At 61.3% G+C, this 15,417-nt stretch carries 15 protein-coding genes and 3 tRNA genes; 5 read left to right on the forward strand and 13 right to left on the reverse strand.

Annotated elements, in window-relative coordinates; genetic code table 11:
- Window positions 1–349 precede the first annotated feature (349 nt).
- From atpC to atpH, 5 genes are read right to left on the reverse strand one after another with little or no spacing between them, the layout of a single operon-like run.
- On the reverse strand, window positions 350–766 hold the full coding sequence (gene atpC, locus GOX01_RS09520; protein WP_024717050.1) for an ATP synthase F1 subunit epsilon: 417 nt from the start codon (window positions 764–766) through the stop codon (window positions 350–352).
- Between the two features lie 4 nt (window positions 767–770).
- A complete protein-coding gene (atpD, locus tag GOX01_RS09525; protein WP_011252863.1) occupies window positions 771–2,234 on the reverse strand; it encodes a F0F1 ATP synthase subunit beta in 1,464 nt (487 codons plus the stop codon).
- 22 nt (window positions 2,235–2,256) lie between these two features.
- Window positions 2,257–3,147 (reverse strand): F0F1 ATP synthase subunit gamma, encoded by an 891-nt coding sequence (locus GOX01_RS09530; protein WP_011252862.1) that lies wholly within the window; start codon window positions 3,145–3,147, stop codon window positions 2,257–2,259.
- A 9-nt stretch (window positions 3,148–3,156) separates the two neighbouring features.
- Entirely contained in the window at window positions 3,157–4,692 is a 1,536-nt protein-coding gene (gene atpA / locus GOX01_RS09535; RefSeq protein WP_011252861.1) for a F0F1 ATP synthase subunit alpha, read from the reverse strand.
- Complete coding sequence (gene atpH, locus GOX01_RS09540; protein WP_024717049.1) at window positions 4,692–5,264, reverse strand: ATP synthase F1 subunit delta; 573 nt, start codon at window positions 5,262–5,264, stop codon at window positions 4,692–4,694. Before atpH ends, atpA begins: the two co-directional genes overlap by 1 nt.
- A 327-nt stretch (window positions 5,265–5,591) precedes the next feature.
- Here atpH and GOX01_RS09545 point away from each other — a divergent pair, with 327 nt between their 5' ends.
- Window positions 5,592–6,143, forward strand: a complete 552-nt coding sequence (locus GOX01_RS09545; protein WP_011252859.1) for a cupin domain-containing protein — start codon at window positions 5,592–5,594, stop codon at window positions 6,141–6,143.
- Window positions 6,144–6,171: 28 nt separating this feature from the next.
- Here GOX01_RS09545 and GOX01_RS09550 read toward each other — a convergent pair.
- Window positions 6,172–6,245 (reverse strand) — tRNA-Gly (locus tag GOX01_RS09550).
- A 169-nt stretch (window positions 6,246–6,414) separates the two neighbouring features.
- Here GOX01_RS09550 and GOX01_RS09555 point away from each other — a divergent pair.
- From GOX01_RS09555 to nusG, 3 genes are all read left to right on the forward strand, one after another.
- Window positions 6,415–6,491 (forward strand) — tRNA-Trp (locus GOX01_RS09555).
- Window positions 6,492–6,553: 62 nt separating this feature from the next.
- Complete coding sequence (gene secE / locus GOX01_RS12975) at window positions 6,554–6,808, forward strand: preprotein translocase subunit SecE (RefSeq protein WP_024717048.1); 255 nt, start codon at window positions 6,554–6,556, stop codon at window positions 6,806–6,808.
- A 9-nt stretch (window positions 6,809–6,817) separates the two neighbouring features.
- The gene (nusG, locus tag GOX01_RS09565) at window positions 6,818–7,348 is read left to right on the forward strand and encodes a transcription termination/antitermination protein NusG (protein WP_011252857.1); all 531 of its coding nucleotides are present in this window, start codon (window positions 6,818–6,820) and stop codon (window positions 7,346–7,348) included.
- Between the two features lie 77 nt (window positions 7,349–7,425).
- Here nusG and GOX01_RS09570 read toward each other — a convergent pair whose 3' ends face one another.
- The 5 genes from GOX01_RS09570 to GOX01_RS09590 all read right to left on the reverse strand — a co-directional run bounded on the left by GOX01_RS09570 (window position 7,426) and on the right by GOX01_RS09590 (window position 12,533).
- A complete protein-coding gene (locus GOX01_RS09570; RefSeq protein WP_011252856.1) occupies window positions 7,426–8,043 on the reverse strand; it encodes a PqiC family protein in 618 nt (205 codons plus the stop codon).
- Window positions 8,044–8,046: 3 nt separating this feature from the next.
- On the reverse strand, window positions 8,047–9,729 hold the full coding sequence (locus GOX01_RS09575) for a PqiB family protein (protein WP_011252855.1): 1,683 nt from the start codon (window positions 9,727–9,729) through the stop codon (window positions 8,047–8,049).
- A complete protein-coding gene (locus GOX01_RS09580) occupies window positions 9,726–11,210 on the reverse strand; it encodes a paraquat-inducible protein A (RefSeq protein WP_011252854.1) in 1,485 nt (494 codons plus the stop codon). Before GOX01_RS09580 ends, GOX01_RS09575 begins: the two co-directional genes overlap by 4 nt.
- A gap of 241 nt (window positions 11,211–11,451) precedes the next feature.
- Window positions 11,452–11,527 (reverse strand) — tRNA-Thr (locus tag GOX01_RS09585).
- A gap of 79 nt (window positions 11,528–11,606) precedes the next feature.
- Window positions 11,607–12,533, reverse strand: a complete 927-nt coding sequence (locus GOX01_RS09590) for a 2-hydroxyacid dehydrogenase (RefSeq protein WP_062269299.1) — start codon at window positions 12,531–12,533, stop codon at window positions 11,607–11,609.
- A gap of 156 nt (window positions 12,534–12,689) precedes the next feature.
- On the opposite strand from GOX01_RS09590, the gene GOX01_RS09595 reads away from it, so the two are divergent.
- Complete coding sequence (locus tag GOX01_RS09595) at window positions 12,690–12,878, forward strand: hypothetical protein (RefSeq protein ID WP_011252852.1); 189 nt, start codon at window positions 12,690–12,692, stop codon at window positions 12,876–12,878.
- 22 nt (window positions 12,879–12,900) lie between these two features.
- On the opposite strand, the gene GOX01_RS09600 is transcribed toward GOX01_RS09595, so the two are convergent.
- Together GOX01_RS09600 and GOX01_RS09605 are read right to left on the reverse strand one after the other, a co-directional pair.
- Complete coding sequence (locus GOX01_RS09600) at window positions 12,901–14,133, reverse strand: pyridoxal-phosphate-dependent aminotransferase family protein (protein ID WP_011252851.1); 1,233 nt, start codon at window positions 14,131–14,133, stop codon at window positions 12,901–12,903.
- Complete coding sequence (locus tag GOX01_RS09605; RefSeq protein ID WP_062269297.1) at window positions 14,130–15,365, reverse strand: allantoate amidohydrolase; 1,236 nt, start codon at window positions 15,363–15,365, stop codon at window positions 14,130–14,132. The genes GOX01_RS09600 and GOX01_RS09605 overlap by 4 nt, the downstream gene beginning before the upstream one ends.
- Between the last annotated feature and the right edge of the window lie 52 nt (window positions 15,366–15,417).

Here is a 15,417-nt window from a genome sequence, read left to right on the forward strand (position 1 = left end):
GTCGTTTTCTCTGAATTTCCCGGTTTGGCGTTCATTCATCATCTGTTGGGCAGCCAGAAGCCCGCGTTATGGCGCCTATCGCCTCACAGAGCGTTCTTGGGGAAGTCCTCTCCTGCTCCGGGATAGGTACTAGAGCGAAGCTATGAGGCTTCTGAGTATGAGGCAGCAGACATCCTCACCCCACCAACGCTCCTGGACAGGCCCAGATAATACGCTTGATGGTGAGAGGCGACGTCATTTCAGGCAATCCCACATGCCTGCGGATGAAGGGTTTTGGAAAAATGGCAAAGAAAAACCCGCTTCACCTTGCGATGAAGCGGGTTTTTCAAATGTGGTCTGAAAAGTCGGATCAGACCTGACCGTGTTCCTGAACAGCTTCCAGCTCGGCGCGAACCGACTGCAGTTCGCGACTGATCTGGTCGTGCATGTCCACGTCGTTCGGACCGATTTCGGCCCAACGGCTTTCCAGGTCGCGCAGACGGCTCTTGGCCTCATCCACGGACAGCTCACTCATGAGCTGCGCGGAGTCGGCCAGAATGGTGCAGTGATCAGCGCCCATATCGGCAAAACCGCCCGTCACGAAGTAACGGTCTACGATCTTGTCACCCTGATAAAGGGCCACAACGCCGCCCCGCAGCTGAAGCATCAGCGGTGCGCGGTCCGGCATGGCTGCAATATCGCCCTCCATGCCCGGGACCACGGCCATGTCGACTTCACGTTCGACAAGGCGCTTTTCCGGGCTGACGATCTCGATGCGAAGCGGCATCGGATCAGGCCTCCTGCTTCATCTTCTCGGCCTTCGCAATGGCCTCGTCGATGTCACCAACCATGTAGAAGGCGCCTTCCGGCAGGTGATCGTACTCGCCGGCCACGACAGCCTTGAAGGAACGGATCGTGTCTTCGAGCGAGACCAGCTTGCCGGGAGCGCCCGTGAAGACTTCAGCCACATGGAAAGGCTGGGACAGGAAGCGCTGGATGCGACGGGCGCGGCCAACGATCTTCTTGTCGTCCTCGGACAGCTCGTCCATGCCGAGAATCGCGATGATGTCCTGCAGGCCCTTGTAGGTCTGGAGCGTCTGCTGAACCTGACGGGCAACCTGGTAGTGCTCTTCGCCAACGATCTTCGGATCGAGCGAACGGGACGTGGAATCCAGCGGATCGACAGCCGGATAGATGCCCATTTCAGCGATCGAACGGTTTAGAACCGTCGTAGCATCAAGATGCGCGAAGGTTGCCGCCGGAGCCGGATCGGTCAGATCGTCAGCAGGGACATACACGGCCTGAACGGACGTGATGGAGCCCTTCTTGGTGGAGGTGATACGCTCCTGCAGGGCGCCCATCTCGGTGGCCAGCGTCGGCTGGTAACCCACTGCGGAGGGGATACGGCCCAGAAGTGCGGAGACTTCGGAACCGGCCTGCGTGAAGCGGAAGATGTTGTCCACGAAGAACAGGACGTCCTGGCCTTCTTCGTCACGGAAGTATTCCGCGAGCGACAGACCCGTCAGAGCCACGCGCGAACGGGCTCCCGGCGGCTCGTTCATCTGGCCATAGACCAGCGCAACCTTGGAGCCCTCGGTCGAACCGTCTTCGGCGATCTTGATGACGCCTGCGTCCTGCATTTCGAAATACAGGTCGTTACCTTCACGGGTACGCTCACCGACACCTGCGAAAACGGACACACCACCGTGGGCCTTCGCGATGTTGTTGATGAGTTCCTGAATGATAACCGTCTTGCCGACGCCAGCGCCGCCGAACAGGCCGATCTTACCACCCTTGAGGTACGGGCAGAGCAGATCGACGACCTTGATGCCGGTCACGAGGATCTCGGATGCAGCAGCCTGCTCTTCGAAGGACGGAGCCGGACGGTGAATCGGGAAACGCAGTTCGCTGCTGATCGGACCGCGTTCGTCGATCGGTTCGCCAACGACGTTCAGGATACGGCCGAGCGTTGCCGGACCAACCGGCACCATGATCTGCTTGCCCGTGTCACGGACTTCAGTTCCGCGAACCAGACCGTCGGTCGTGTCCATGGCAATGCAGCGGACCTGACGCTCGCCGATTTCCTGGGCGACTTCCAGAACCAGCGTATGGTCGCCGTTCTGGACGTGCAGAGCGTTCAGAATGAAGGGAAGATCGCCTTCGAACTGCACGTCCACGACCGGACCACGCACCTGGGTGACACGGCCGACCACGTTGTTGGCAGCTCCGGCAGAAGGGGTAAGAGTTTCGGACATCGGATTCGTCTCCTGCGTGATCTCAAACGGCTTCTGCGCCGGAGATGATTTCGATCAGATCGTTGGTGATGTTGGCCTGACGCGTGCGGTTGTACTTCTGCGACAGACGGTCGATGGCCTTGCTCGCATTGCGGCTGGCATTGTCCATCGCGGTCATCCGCGCGCCCTGCTCGCCGGCAGCGCTTTCCAGCATGGCCGAGAAAATCTGGACCTGCAGGTTGCGCGGCAGAAGCTGCGTCAGGAGGGTCGCCTCATCAGGCTCGAATTCGTACTGCGCCGTATCGGCATCAGGTGCGGCATTGTCGTTCTCGGGAACCGAAAGCGGAACCAGAGGCGCCTGAACCGGAATCTGCGTCATGGCGTTGAGGAAGCGGTTATAGACCAGCGTGCAGCGGTCGATTTCGCCCGCGTCCAGCATGGTGGCAATCCGGCTTCCGATATCGGTCGCCTTATCGAAACCCACATCCTTGCCATCACTACCAGCCAGACGATCGGTGATCATCTCCGGATAGTGACGTACGAGGATGTCTGCTCCCTTGCGGCCAACCGGCAGGATGCGAACCGTCTTGCCTTCAGAGACAAGCGTATCGACCAGCTGACGGGCACTGCGGACGATATTGGCGTTGAAGCCGCCGGCAAGGCCACGGTCAGAGGTCAGCACCACCACGAGATGGGTCTGGTCCTTGCCCGTTCCCGCCAGAAGACGCGGCAGACTGGCTGCATCCTCACCACGGGTCGCCATCGCCAGCTCCGCCATCATGCGACGCATGGCGTCGGCATAGGGACGGGCCGCTTCGGCCTGCATCTGGGCGCGTCGCAGCTTGGAGGCTGCGACCATTTTCATCGCGTTCGTGATCTTGCGCGTCGATTTGACGCCCGTGATCCGTCCGCGCAGTTCCTTCAGCGAAGCCATGGGCTATCCTCAGGCCGAAAAGCGCTTGCCGAATGCTTCGAGCAGCTCCTTGAGCTTGCCTTCCGTCTCCGGCTTGATCTGGCGGTCATTGCGGATGGCCGTCAGGATATCAGAACCCGCACCGCGCAGTTCGGACAGGAGAGCAGCTTCATAGGCCACAACCTTGTCCACGGCGATCGGATCAACGTACCCGCGCGTACCGGCGTACAGGACAACAACCTGCTCTTCGACGGGCAGCGGGGATGTCTCGGGCTGCTTGAGCAGCTCGACGAGACGGGCACCACGATCCAGCTGCTTGCGGGTCGCTGCGTCCAGGTCGGAAGCGAACTGCGAGAAGGCAGCCATTTCACGGTACTGGGCCAGCTCCAGCTTGATCTTGCCGGCAACCTGCTTCATCGCCTTGATCTGCGCTGCAGAACCCACGCGGGACACCGAACCACCGACGTTCACGGCAGGGCGGATACCCCTGTAGAACAGGTCCGTCTCAAGGAAGATCTGACCGTCGGTGATGGAGATCACGTTGGTCGGGATGTAGGCAGCCGTATCGCCAGCCTGCGTCTCGATGACCGGCAGGGCCGTCAGGGAGCCGCCGCCATTGGCGTCGGACATCTTGGCCGCACGCTCCAGCAGACGGGAGTGCAGGTAGAACACGTCACCCGGGAACGCTTCACGTGCCGGCGGACGACGCAGCAGCAGCGACATCTGACGGTAGGCCACAGCCTGCTTGGACAGATCGTCGTAGCAGACAAGGGCGTGCATGCCGTTGTCACGGAAGTACTCACCCATGGCGCAGGCCGTGTACGGTGCGAGATACTGCATCGGAGCTGCATCGGAGGCCGTGGCGGCAACAACGATGGAGTATTCCATGGCGCCATGCTCGATCAGCGTGCGGACCAGGTTTGCAACCGTGGAGCGCTTCTGCCCCACTGCGACATAGATGCAGTACAGGGACTTCTTCGGATCGCCTTCGGCATTGACCGGCTTCTGGGCGACGATGGTGTCGATCAGGATGGCGGTCTTGCCCGTCTGACGGTCACCGATGATCAGCTCACGCTGGCCACGTCCGATGGGAACGAGAGCATCAATGGCCTTGATGCCCGTCTGCATCGGCTCGCTGACCGACTGGCGCGGCATAATACCAGGAGCCTTCACTTCAGCGCGACGGTATTCGACATCCGTCAGCGGGCCACGGCCGTCGATCGGGTTGCCGAGGCCATCGACAACACGTCCCAGCAGACCCTTGCCGACCGGGACTTCAACCACGGACTTCGTCCGCAGGACGGTGTCGCCCTCGCGGATGCTGTCACCGTCGCCGAACAGAACCACACCGACATTGTCGGCTTCGAGGTTCAGCGCCATGCCCTTGAGGCCTGTGCCTTCGAACTCGACCATTTCACCGGCCATGACGTTCGTCAGGCCGTAGACGCGGGCGATGCCGTCGCCGATGGACAGGACCGTGCCCGTCTCGGAAACGGTCTCGACCTGGTCGAACGACGCGATCTGCTGCTTGAGGATGTCCGAAATCTCAGCGGGACGGATATCCATCACGCGGCTCCCTTCATGGCGTTCTGCAGGCGGGTCAGGCGCCCGGCGATCGAAGTATCAAACAGTGTGGAACCGATCCGCACGGTCATGCCGCCAAGCAGGGCGGCGTCCGTACGTTCGGTCATGGACACGCGGCTGTAACCGGCTTCGGCCAGACGGGCCTGAAGCTGGCTGCGCTGCGTGTCAGTCAGAGGCTGTGCGGAGCGGACTTCGGCAACGACTTCACCGCGCAGGGCGGAATCGAGCGCCAGAACACCGTCCAGAATGGATGCAAGATCAGGCAGGCGGCGATTATCGGCAATGACGCCAACAAAACGACGCAGGACGTCGCCGAAACCGAGCTTCGACATCAGGACGTTCGAAACCGTCCGGCCCTGACGGATATCCATCCGGGCGTCAGCCAGGAATTTCCGCAGATCGTCGCTTTCGGCAATGGCGGCACGCAGCGCCTTCACTTCACCCAGAACGTCGGAAAGATTTCCCTGCTCCGAAGCGAGATCATAAAGCGCACGGGCATAGCGCTGGGCCAAGCCCCCTGTATGTCCAACCTGCGGCACCTGTGTCACCGTCACACGCGTGTTCCGTCTCACTAAATCCGCCGCAGAGTGCGGCCGGAACCGGCTTATCCGGCTCCTTGCATCAAAACTGTCCGGACCGGGCATACACGTTCCTGCGCAGGATTCGTCTGAAACCCGGTCCTCCACTTGGCGCCGCCTCTAGCACGCTGTCCGGTTCCTGCGCAACCGAGACGATACGCAAATCCCCTTTCATCCGGCCGCCAGTCGGACGAAGGTTTGCGTTTTCCCCTGCCGGACTGGCATGACGGGGGTTCCACAGTGATTTTTCGGGGTTCTCTACTCCCGTCCAGCACACTCCCTTCAAACAACCACGGAAACCCGATGACCATCCAGAAGCGCCTCTTTTTCCTGCTGGGCGCCCTGTCCGTCCCCGCCCTTCCTGTCCCGGCCCTGACCACGGCAGCCCGAGCGACCCCTGTCGAGGACAAACCGTCCTTCCCGACCATTTCCTACTGGGACAACTGGACAGATCCGCAGGGCGTCACGCATCTGACCAAGTGCAAGATGTCGACATTCCATGAGGATTCGATCACGCCGAGCGGCGATAAGGTCATGCTCAGCACGCCCCATGACGGACCGGCAACCGTGACGATACGGGTTCAGCCCCCGCACTGGAAAGGCGGTTGGAACGAGAGCCATCAGGTCCAGTGGATTGTACCGCTGTCGGGAATCTATTTCGTCAAGGCGATGGACGGGACCAGCGTGGAACTGAATCCGGGTGATGTCCTGCTCAGTGAGGATGTGGCACCCGTCGCTCACGGCACCGATCCGAAAGGTCATGAGTCAGGAAATGTCGGCGATGCCGCTGTCGCCCTGCAGATTCTCAAGTTCGGAGAAGCGACGCCATCACACGTCCCCTGTCAGGGGCAGTAAGGCGGCGATATCAATTTTAAGGAGAATCTGGAGCGGGCGAAGGGAATCGAACCCTCCTAAGAAGCTTGGAAGGCTACTGCATTACCACTATGCTACGCCCGCTCAGATGGGAGTGTCCTTACTCCATCTGCTCCCACGCCCGCAAGAGGGGAAAATCCAAAATGGAAATTCCACAACAAAGATGTTCAGGCCCCTTGACTTTTAGTCCTGAACATTCTCTTTTGCGGCCACTGTCGCTGGCATGACGTTTCAAAACGTCCTGCCCGATGATAGGGGTGTAGCTCAATTGGCTAGAGCGCCGGTCTCCAAAACCGGAGGTTGAGAGTTCGAGACCCTCCGCCCCTGCCACTCCTTCTCGCCGGATGTCCTTCCCGACACCGGGAGCGGGATTTTCACTTGATTCGAGGACGATGGTGTCGGTCAGTACCCCGAAAGACGAGTCGCGGAAAACGGCGCCTCAAAAGAGCGGATCCGGCTTCAATCTGGTGGCCTACGTCCGTGACGTGCGCGCCGAAGCGAAGCGTGTCACGTGGCCGACCCGTCGCAACACCCTGATCACGTCAGGTGCCGTGCTGGTCATGGTTACCGTGACCTGCATCTTCTTCTTCATCGTGGACCAGGTGATCGGCCTCGGCGTCCGCGAACTTTTTGGCGTTGGAGGCTAGGTTCGCACCATGGCGAAGCGTTGGTACGTTGTTCACGTCTATTCCGGTTTCGAGAAGAAGATCGCGAGTCACATCCAGGAACAGGCTGCACAGAAGGGCCTGTCCGACCATTTTGAACAGATCCTTGTTCCCTCCGAAGACGTGACGGAAATGCGCCGCGGCCGTAAGGTCAATGCAGAGCGCAAGTTTTTCCCCGGCTATGTTCTCGTCAAGATGGAACTGACGGACGAGGCTTGGCATCTCGTCAAGGATACTCCCAAGGTCACGGGCTTCCTCGGAACCCGCAACCGTCCGACCCCGATTACGGCAGCCGAAGCCGACCGGATCATGAAGCAGGCCCAGGAAGGCGTTGAGCGTCCCCGTTCCAGCCTGTCCTTCGAGATCGGCGAGCAGGTCCGCGTTGCCGATGGTCCGTTCACCTCCTTCACCGGCATGATCGAAGATGTCGACGACGAGCGTCAGCGCCTCAAGGTCAGCGTCTCCATCTTCGGCCGCTCTACGCCGGTCGATCTGGACTTCACGCAGGTCGAGAAGCTCTAAGTCCTTTCAGGTTCCATTGCTTCCAACAAAAAAGGCTCCCTTTCGGGAGTCTTTTTTGTTGGTGCGCCTGATGGTTCTCAATCCTTCAGGGGCGGCGGCAGAACGCGCAGTTTTGCGGCCGCCTGATCCGCGATGCTGGCAACACCCTGACTGAGCGCTGCTGTCAGCTTTGCCGTGCTGGACGCAACGGGCTCTGGCGACTGCCACACCACAGGGGTGGTCATCACGGGACCGATCATCTTTCCGGCCGGATGGACGGACAGCATTCCCGTCACGAGTGCATGTCCAGCCGAATCGGCTTCGAAATTGCGGATGGTCAGTTCCACATAGGCCGCAGGCGTCGTCGTGACCGCATCATCCTGCGCGAAGACGGTCGTGCCCGGCAGACGCTGCGCCAGATCGGTCATCAGCGTATGACCCAGCATATCCGGAAGCGCCTCGCTCCAGCTGCTGCCCGAAGCCAGCTTGGTCTGGTAATCCTCACTGGCCTTCACGATCGTATCGCGATCAAGCCGCGCACTCACAACAGGCGTCCGGATCTCGACCACGGCGGGGCCTCCTGCCTGGGACACACCCGGCAGAGGGGCCAGCGTATAGAGCGTCGGATCGCTGCTGCAGGCCGAGAGGAGGCCCGTCAGCCCCAGAGCCCCCACCAGGGACAGGAAACGAAGGCGGGACGTCGAAGACTGTGTCATGGCTCAGTTCCTGCGGCCGGTGATGAGAGCGGAAGGATGGTGATCCAGATAATCCGTGAGGAACCGCAGGGAGCGGGACATCTGGGTCAGCTGGGTGATCATGTTCTGAAGGCTGCGGTGGAAATCCGTATCGCCGCCATAAGCCCCCAGAACCGACTGGGCGTTCGCCAGCGTGCCCTGCAGACCCTTCATCAGCGCCGGCAGGTTCTGGTTGGCGGTTTTCGTCAGCCTGCTCAGATTCTGTAGCGAATCGCGCAGCGCCGCGAGAGACTGCGTGACTTCCGGACTGTTCAGACGGCCATCCGCATGCGCCAGAAGATCGTTCACGTGACCACCGATTTCGGTCAGCGGCATTGCCGCAATCTTGTCGGTGATGGTGGAGACGGACTCCATGATTCCGTCCATTCCGCCAGCCTGGCTGGGGAGAACGGCAACGTCGCCTTCATAGGTCAGGGCCGTGACAGGGGCGTTCTTGACGAATTGCAGGGCAATCATGGATTCGCCGGTCAGGAAGCTGGCGCTCTGAACCGAGGCGCGCATTCCGTCAGCCACAAAGGCCTGAAGATACTTCTCGACGGGCGGCTCCTTGCTGTTCTCGATCCGGTCATCCCAGTTGGACAGCATACGCTCCGGCTCAAGCTCCATATCCACACGGACACGGGGAAGTTTCGTGGGTCCTTCGAGAAGGAGACGGACATCGGTAACAGTGCCGATCTGCAGACCGAACATGGTGACCTGACTGCCGTTCGTCAGGCCTTTGACGGAGGAGTTGATGTAGGTCACGACACGCAGGCGCTTGTGGTAGCGCGCGTTGTCGGCATCAGCCTCGCTGGCATAGAGCTTGAAGACGGAATTGGCCGGCGCATCGGGCAGATCGATGTTGCGGCGGCGCTCCGGCAGGCCAAAGGCGATGCCGCCCGAGAACAGGGCCTGAAGCGATTTGAGCTGGACCTTCAGACCACCGGCACCAAGGCCAACCTGAACGCCGGAGACGTTCCAGAAACGGCTGTCCGTGCGCAGATAGTGGTCATAGGGCTCCTTGACGAAAGCCTGGATGACGATGGGTCCCTTCCCGCCTGGCGGCATCGTGTAGCCCAGCACCTCACCCACCTGAAGGTCACGGAAAAAGACCGGCGACCCCGGACCAAGCGAGCCCAGCGACGGGGACACGAGCCAGAACGTCTCGCCCGGCTGGTCGGACCGCACGCCCGGCGGCGATTCGAGACCTTTGAAGAACTTCTGGTAGTGGCCGTCATCGCTTCCCGGATCCAGGGCGATATAGGCGCCGGAGAACAGTGTATCGAGGCCGGTGATGCTGGCGCCGTTGATCCGTGGACGCACAACCCAGAACCGGGTGTGGTCGGTCAGGATATGCGCGCTGTTGACGTTCATCTGCACCGTGACGTCGACATGTTTCATGTCGTCACTCAGGGTGATGTCCTGCACCGTACCCAGCGTCACGGCCTTGTTCTTCACCTGCGTCTGGCCCGGAGTCAGGCCATCCGCGGTTTCAAACGTGATGGTGATGACGGGACCACGCGTGGCAAAATGCTCCCACGCCAGCCATCCGGCGATGAGAATGGCCACCACCGGAATCAGCAGAATGAGGGAGAAGCGGGTGCGGCGCACCGGGGCTTCCTTCGGCGAGACCGTTGGCTCCCCCCGGTTGTTTCGGGAATCGCTCACGCGCGTCCAGGCTCCATGTCAGTAGGGTCAGAAGAAGGCAGGTGCGGCACAGGATCGGACGGAGACGGCGTCTCCGGCTCCCTGGTGTCCGCTGCGGGGCCTGCGACCGCGCCGTTAAGGCCGGCTGCATCCCACATGCCGCGGGGATCGAAAAGCTCTGCGGCAAAAATGGTCAGGATCACGACCAGGGCAAAGCAGACCATCCCAGGATCGGCCGTGACATTGGCCAGAAAGCCGAAATGCACGACGGCGACGAGGATGGAAATCATGAAGACGTCGATCATGGACCAGCGGCCGATAATGACGACAAGGCGGTAGAGTTTCGCCAGATGCCTGAGCTGCCAGCGGCCTCCGAGGCGGGTGCTGATAATCATGATCGTCAGGGCGACGATCTTGAGGACAGGCACGGTGATACTGGCGAACAGCACCAGCAGGGACAGCGGGATCATTCCCGCCTGCCACAGTTCGATCACACCGCTGATGATGGTGCTGGGCGCACCATGGCCGACCTTGGTGTAGGTCATGACCGGCAGCAGGTTGGCGGGCAGGTAGAAAACAACGCTGGCCACGAGAAGACATGTTGCCGACGCAAGGCTTTGCGGTTTGCGGCGGCGCAGGATCTGCCCGCAGCGGGGGCAGTCACCCATGTCCTGTTCCTGCGGCACGGTATGGTCGAAGGCCATGACCAGATTGCAGGCGTGGCAGGACAGCATGTTCTCCACGGGGGGGATGACGCCATTGCGGGCGTCCAGATGGGCGACATCCAGCAGATGGCCCTGATGATCGTCGAGCTGGGGGCGGATGTCGCGGCTGCGCCAGATCCGTTCGGCGTCGAAGGTCGAGTCCACGGCCGCCATGCTCAGCATCAGGCCGCCCAGCAGATAGACGCCAGGCTGAAGGATGACGAGGGCGAGGTCCACGAGCTTGGTGTAGGCCACCAGAACGCCGAGGACATACACCTCCACCATCGACCAGCCCCGGAGGCGGTCGTACCAGGTGAGAAGACGCGGGGTCCAGTCAGGCATCTGGGGGCGGGAAGCGCCGTAGAGAATAGCCGCCATCAGACCGATGATGACGCCGGGCATGATGATCGTCACCAGGGCGACGAGAACGCCGATCGCGCCATAACCCTGATGGCCAAGTTCGATCGGGCCGCTCATCAGGGAGACCGTGTTTTCACGTCCGTAGACGTTCAGGGTCATGAGGGAACTGATGAGGAGCGTGACGTAGAGCGCAGCGGAAGTGATGCAAAACGCGGCGGGAGCACCGATCAGGGATGTTCTGCGGCGGCGGGCAAGCTGGCAGCCGCAGCGAAGGCATTCGGCGAGATGACCGGGTTTCAGGCGCGGAACGTGCTGGAAGAGACCGCAGGTCGGGCATTCACGCAGACCTTCCACCGCGTGGATGGATGCATGGGGCTCCTGACTGCGGGAAAAGCTGACGGCGTTGCGCCACAGTCGTTTATGAAAACGGTCAGACATCGGGCTCCTAACCTAACGCAGGGAGCCGTCTTTTGACAGTCCGCCCTCTTGGGGCAGCCCTCCGCATCGGGATATCGGGACTCATCGTAGTCCCATCTCAGGCGGATTGCCCAGAGGAAGCCGGTTTTATCGGCAATATTTTGAAAAATTGTGAAGACCCGGAAACCCGCGCATCAGATCATCTCTCTGCCTGCATGACAGGAGAAAGGTATCTCTGATCCGGATTTTCGGAAGACCTTGATGGTGCCGGTGAAGAGATTCGAACTCCCGACCCCATCATTACGAATGACGTGCTCTACCAGCTGAGCTACACCGGCGCACCCATCAAGGTGGGCGCGTTCTAACCGAGCCCTTGAGGCTTGGCAAGCCGGAAAATGCACAAACCGTGTCGGGATCTCAATAGCCGCGTCCGGTATCGATGACGCCGGTCATGGGTTCACCGGCTTCATAGCGCCGCAGATTGGCCAGAACGGCCTCGGCTGCGGTGTCCGACTGGGCGGCACTGGCGATATGCGGGGTCAGGAAAATGCGCGGATGATCCCAGAACGGATGTTCGGGCGGCAGCGGTTCGGGTGTGGCGACATCGAGGACGGCCTGTGAAAGCTGGCCGGTGTCGAGGGCGGGAATCAGATCGTCCTGCACCAGATGACCACCGCGGCCACAGTTGATGAGACAGGCGCCTTTGGGCAGTTTTTCAAACAGACTGCGATTGAGGATGCCGCGCGTGGCGTCCGTCAGCGGGACGAGGCAGACGAGAATGTCGGTCTCCGCCAGAAAGGCATCCAGCTCCCCTACCCCGGCAAAGGACTTTACACCCGGAACCTCACGACGACTGCGGCTCCAGCCCCGGCATTCGTAGCCAAAGGAGACGAGCTTCTCCAGAACGGGACTCCCTAGCTCTCCCATACCCATGAGGCCGACGCGATAGAGTTTCGCCGGACGGTTATGCGAGCCATCCCAGATATGTTCGCGCTGCTGGCGGGCATAGCGGAACATGTCGCGATGAAAAGAGAGCACGGCCCACAGGACATATTCGATCATGCCCTCCACCAGACTGCTCTCCACCATCCGGATGATCTGCACGCCCGGCGGCACATTGGCGAGATTGAGCTGGTCGATCCCCGCACCCAGCGAAAACAGGACTTCGAGATTGGGAAAAAGCGTGGCGAGATCGTCCGGTGTCTTCCAGGCCGCGAGATAGCGGACATCCTCTTTCGGGCCGGTTTCCGGCCAGATATGAAACGGGATGTCGGGACGGCCCTTCGCGAACTTCTCGCCCCAGACCTTCGCGCGTTCGGGCGTATGATGGAAGACGATCGACATTCTGCGTGCTCTCCAGCCGGAAATATGTGCCGGAATGCTCGCGCCACGGGGAGTTCGGATCAACCCCGCACACCTGTTTGTGTATGGCGAACTGTCGGGAACGCAGGCCGGGTTCGGACGTAGAGGGGACTGGATCTCATACAGGAGGGCAGGATCATGCCTCGTGGAGACAAGTCAGCCTATACGGACAAGCAGAAGCGTCAGGCGGAGCATATCGAGGAAGGCTACGAAAAGCGTGGCGTCTCCGACAAGGAAGCCGAGCGCCGAGCCTGGGCCACCGTCAATAAGGAAGACGGTGGCGGGAAGAAAAGCGGATCGGGCCGGAAAAACCATTCCTCGAAATAGATTTCCGACCCTGCAGGTCTGATCAGACAGCATCCCAGGCGGCACGGGCGGCATCCACGCCTGCGCCGCGGTTGAGTTTTACACCCTCGCCAGCCAGAACGGAATCGAAGGCTGCGAGCGTGAGTAGGACCTTGTCCTTGCGGGCATTGATACCCATTGCCCCGATACGCCAGATCTTTCCGGTCAACGGACCGAAGGACGAGACGATCTCGATCCCGAAATCGTCGCGCATGAGCTGGCGGATACGGGCATTGTCCACGCCTTCCGGCACCCAGACGCCTGTGACATTGCTCATGCGCGTGGCATCGTCACCGTAAACCTTCAGGCCCATGGCGCGCAGCCCGGCGACCATGGCGCGCCCTGCTCTCACATGGCGGGCAACGCGGGCTTCCACACCTTCTTCCACAACCAGACGCGCCGTCTCACGGGCGGCGTAGAGCATGGACGTGGCTTCGGTGTGATGGTTCATCCGCGCCGGGGACCAGTAATTCATCAGCATCGCCAGGTCGAAATAGTTCGACTGGATGACCGGGCCGTCGCCCTGGGCCTGGCCGGTGGCAATGCCAGCTTCATCATGGCGACGCTTGAGAATGGCGGCAACGGCGCGTTCGGACAGCGTGATCGGCGCGGAGCCCGGAGGGCCATTCAGGCATTTCTGAAGACCGGCCGTCGCGACGTCGATGTTCCAGGCGTCGGTCTCGAACGTCATGCCACCGAGCGTGGCCGTGGCATCCACATAGAACAGCACGTCATGTTTGCGGCAGATGCGGCCGATCTCTTCGAGCGGCTGGGCCGTCGTGGTGGACGTGTCACCATGAACACAGGCGACCAGACCGGGCTTGTGCTCGATAATAGCAGCTTCGATAGCAGCCGGATCGACGACCTGCCCCCATTCGACGTCCACCGTGCAGGGAATACCGCCGCAGCGATGAACGATCTCCGTCAGCAGCAGACCGAAACGGCCAAAGCGCGGAATGACGACCTTCATGCCCGGCGAAACCAGCGACACCAGAGCGGCCTCAATGGCCGAACGGGCCGAGCCGTTCACCAGCAGCGTCCAGTGGTTCTTCGTGCGAAAGACCTCACGGTACAGGGCCATGACCTCGTCCATATAGGCGGTCATTTCCGGGTCCATCTGGCCGATTACGTCATAGGACATGGCGCGGAGGATGCGCGGGTGGACGTTGGTCGGCCCGGCCCCCATCAGCAGACGGGACGGCGGATCGAGCTGGGCGAAAGTTGCGGGATGGGTCATGACTGGAACTCCTTGACGAAGGCAAGCAGCGCGCGATGGGCGAGATCGACGTCTCCCACGCGGACGGTTTCATCGGGATGATGGCTCAGGCCGCCGGGGCTGCGGATGAACAGCATTCCCATCGGGCACAGATCGACCATGGTCATGGCGTCGTGACCGGCGCCGCTCAGAAGGCGCTGGGCCGGGCGGCCGGTGACGCTCGTAACGGCCCGCGCCAGACCTTCCACCAGTTCAGGTGCACAGGCCGCGGCAGGCAGATACTGGGGTGTGTCGAACGTGATCCGCAGACCGCGCCGGTCAGCGATGGCACGCAGATCGGTGCGGATGGCATCGGCCATGGCATCGCGGGCTTCGTTGGTTTCGGCCCGCATGTCGAGCGAGAAGCGGACTTCGCCGGGAATGACATTCGACGTGTTTGGCGTGACGTCGATCTGACCAACCGTAGCGACCTGCGTGCCCCCCCCTGAGGCACCATTGCGCTCGACCGCCAAGATCATTTCGGCCGCTGCGGCCAAGGCGTCCTGACGCATGGTCATGGGAGTCGTGCCCGCATGGTCGGACTGGCCGGTGACGGTAACGCGTTGGCGGGTCTGGGCGGCGATGGCCGTGACGACGCCGATTTCGCCATCCGCGCTTTCAATCGCGGGGCCCTGCTCGATATGGGGTTCGATATAGGCAACCAGTTCGGCGGGGTGACGGGCAACTTCGGTCAGACGGGCGGGATCGAGGCCGTAACGGATCATGGCGTCGGCCATGGTTATCCCGGACGCATCCGTCATGTTTTCGGGAATGGACTCGATCAACCCGGCCATGGCGCGGGAGCAGACCATGGGAGCCGCAAAACGCGAGCCTTCCTCATCCCCGAAGCCCATGACTTCGATGGCGAATGGCAGGCGCGTGCCTTCTTCATTCAGGGCAGAAACAAGCTCGATTCCCAGCATGACGCCCAGATTCCCGTCAAAGGCCCCGCCATTGCGGACGGTATCAAGATGGGAGCCGATCATCAGCGCCGGAGCGCCGGGCGTCAGGCCTTCATAGCGCCCGATCAGGCTCCCGGCCGCGTCCAGACGGGTGGTCAGACCGGCTTCTTCCATCCATTGCGCGACCTGTGTGAGGGTACGCTGGTAGGCAGGACCAAGCCAGAAGCGGAACAGACTGCCCGGTGTCTCGCTGAACGGGACATCCGCGAGAATACGGCACCGCTCGACGGCGCGGGCTCCGTGGGCTGTCATGGGGGCTCCTGTCCGGGAGGTATCAAGGAAGGGAAACTTTGCGCTCATAACG

The sequence above is a fragment of the Gluconobacter oxydans genome (assembly GCF_006539685.1).
Taxonomy (GTDB): domain Bacteria; phylum Pseudomonadota; class Alphaproteobacteria; order Acetobacterales; family Acetobacteraceae; genus Gluconobacter; species Gluconobacter oxydans.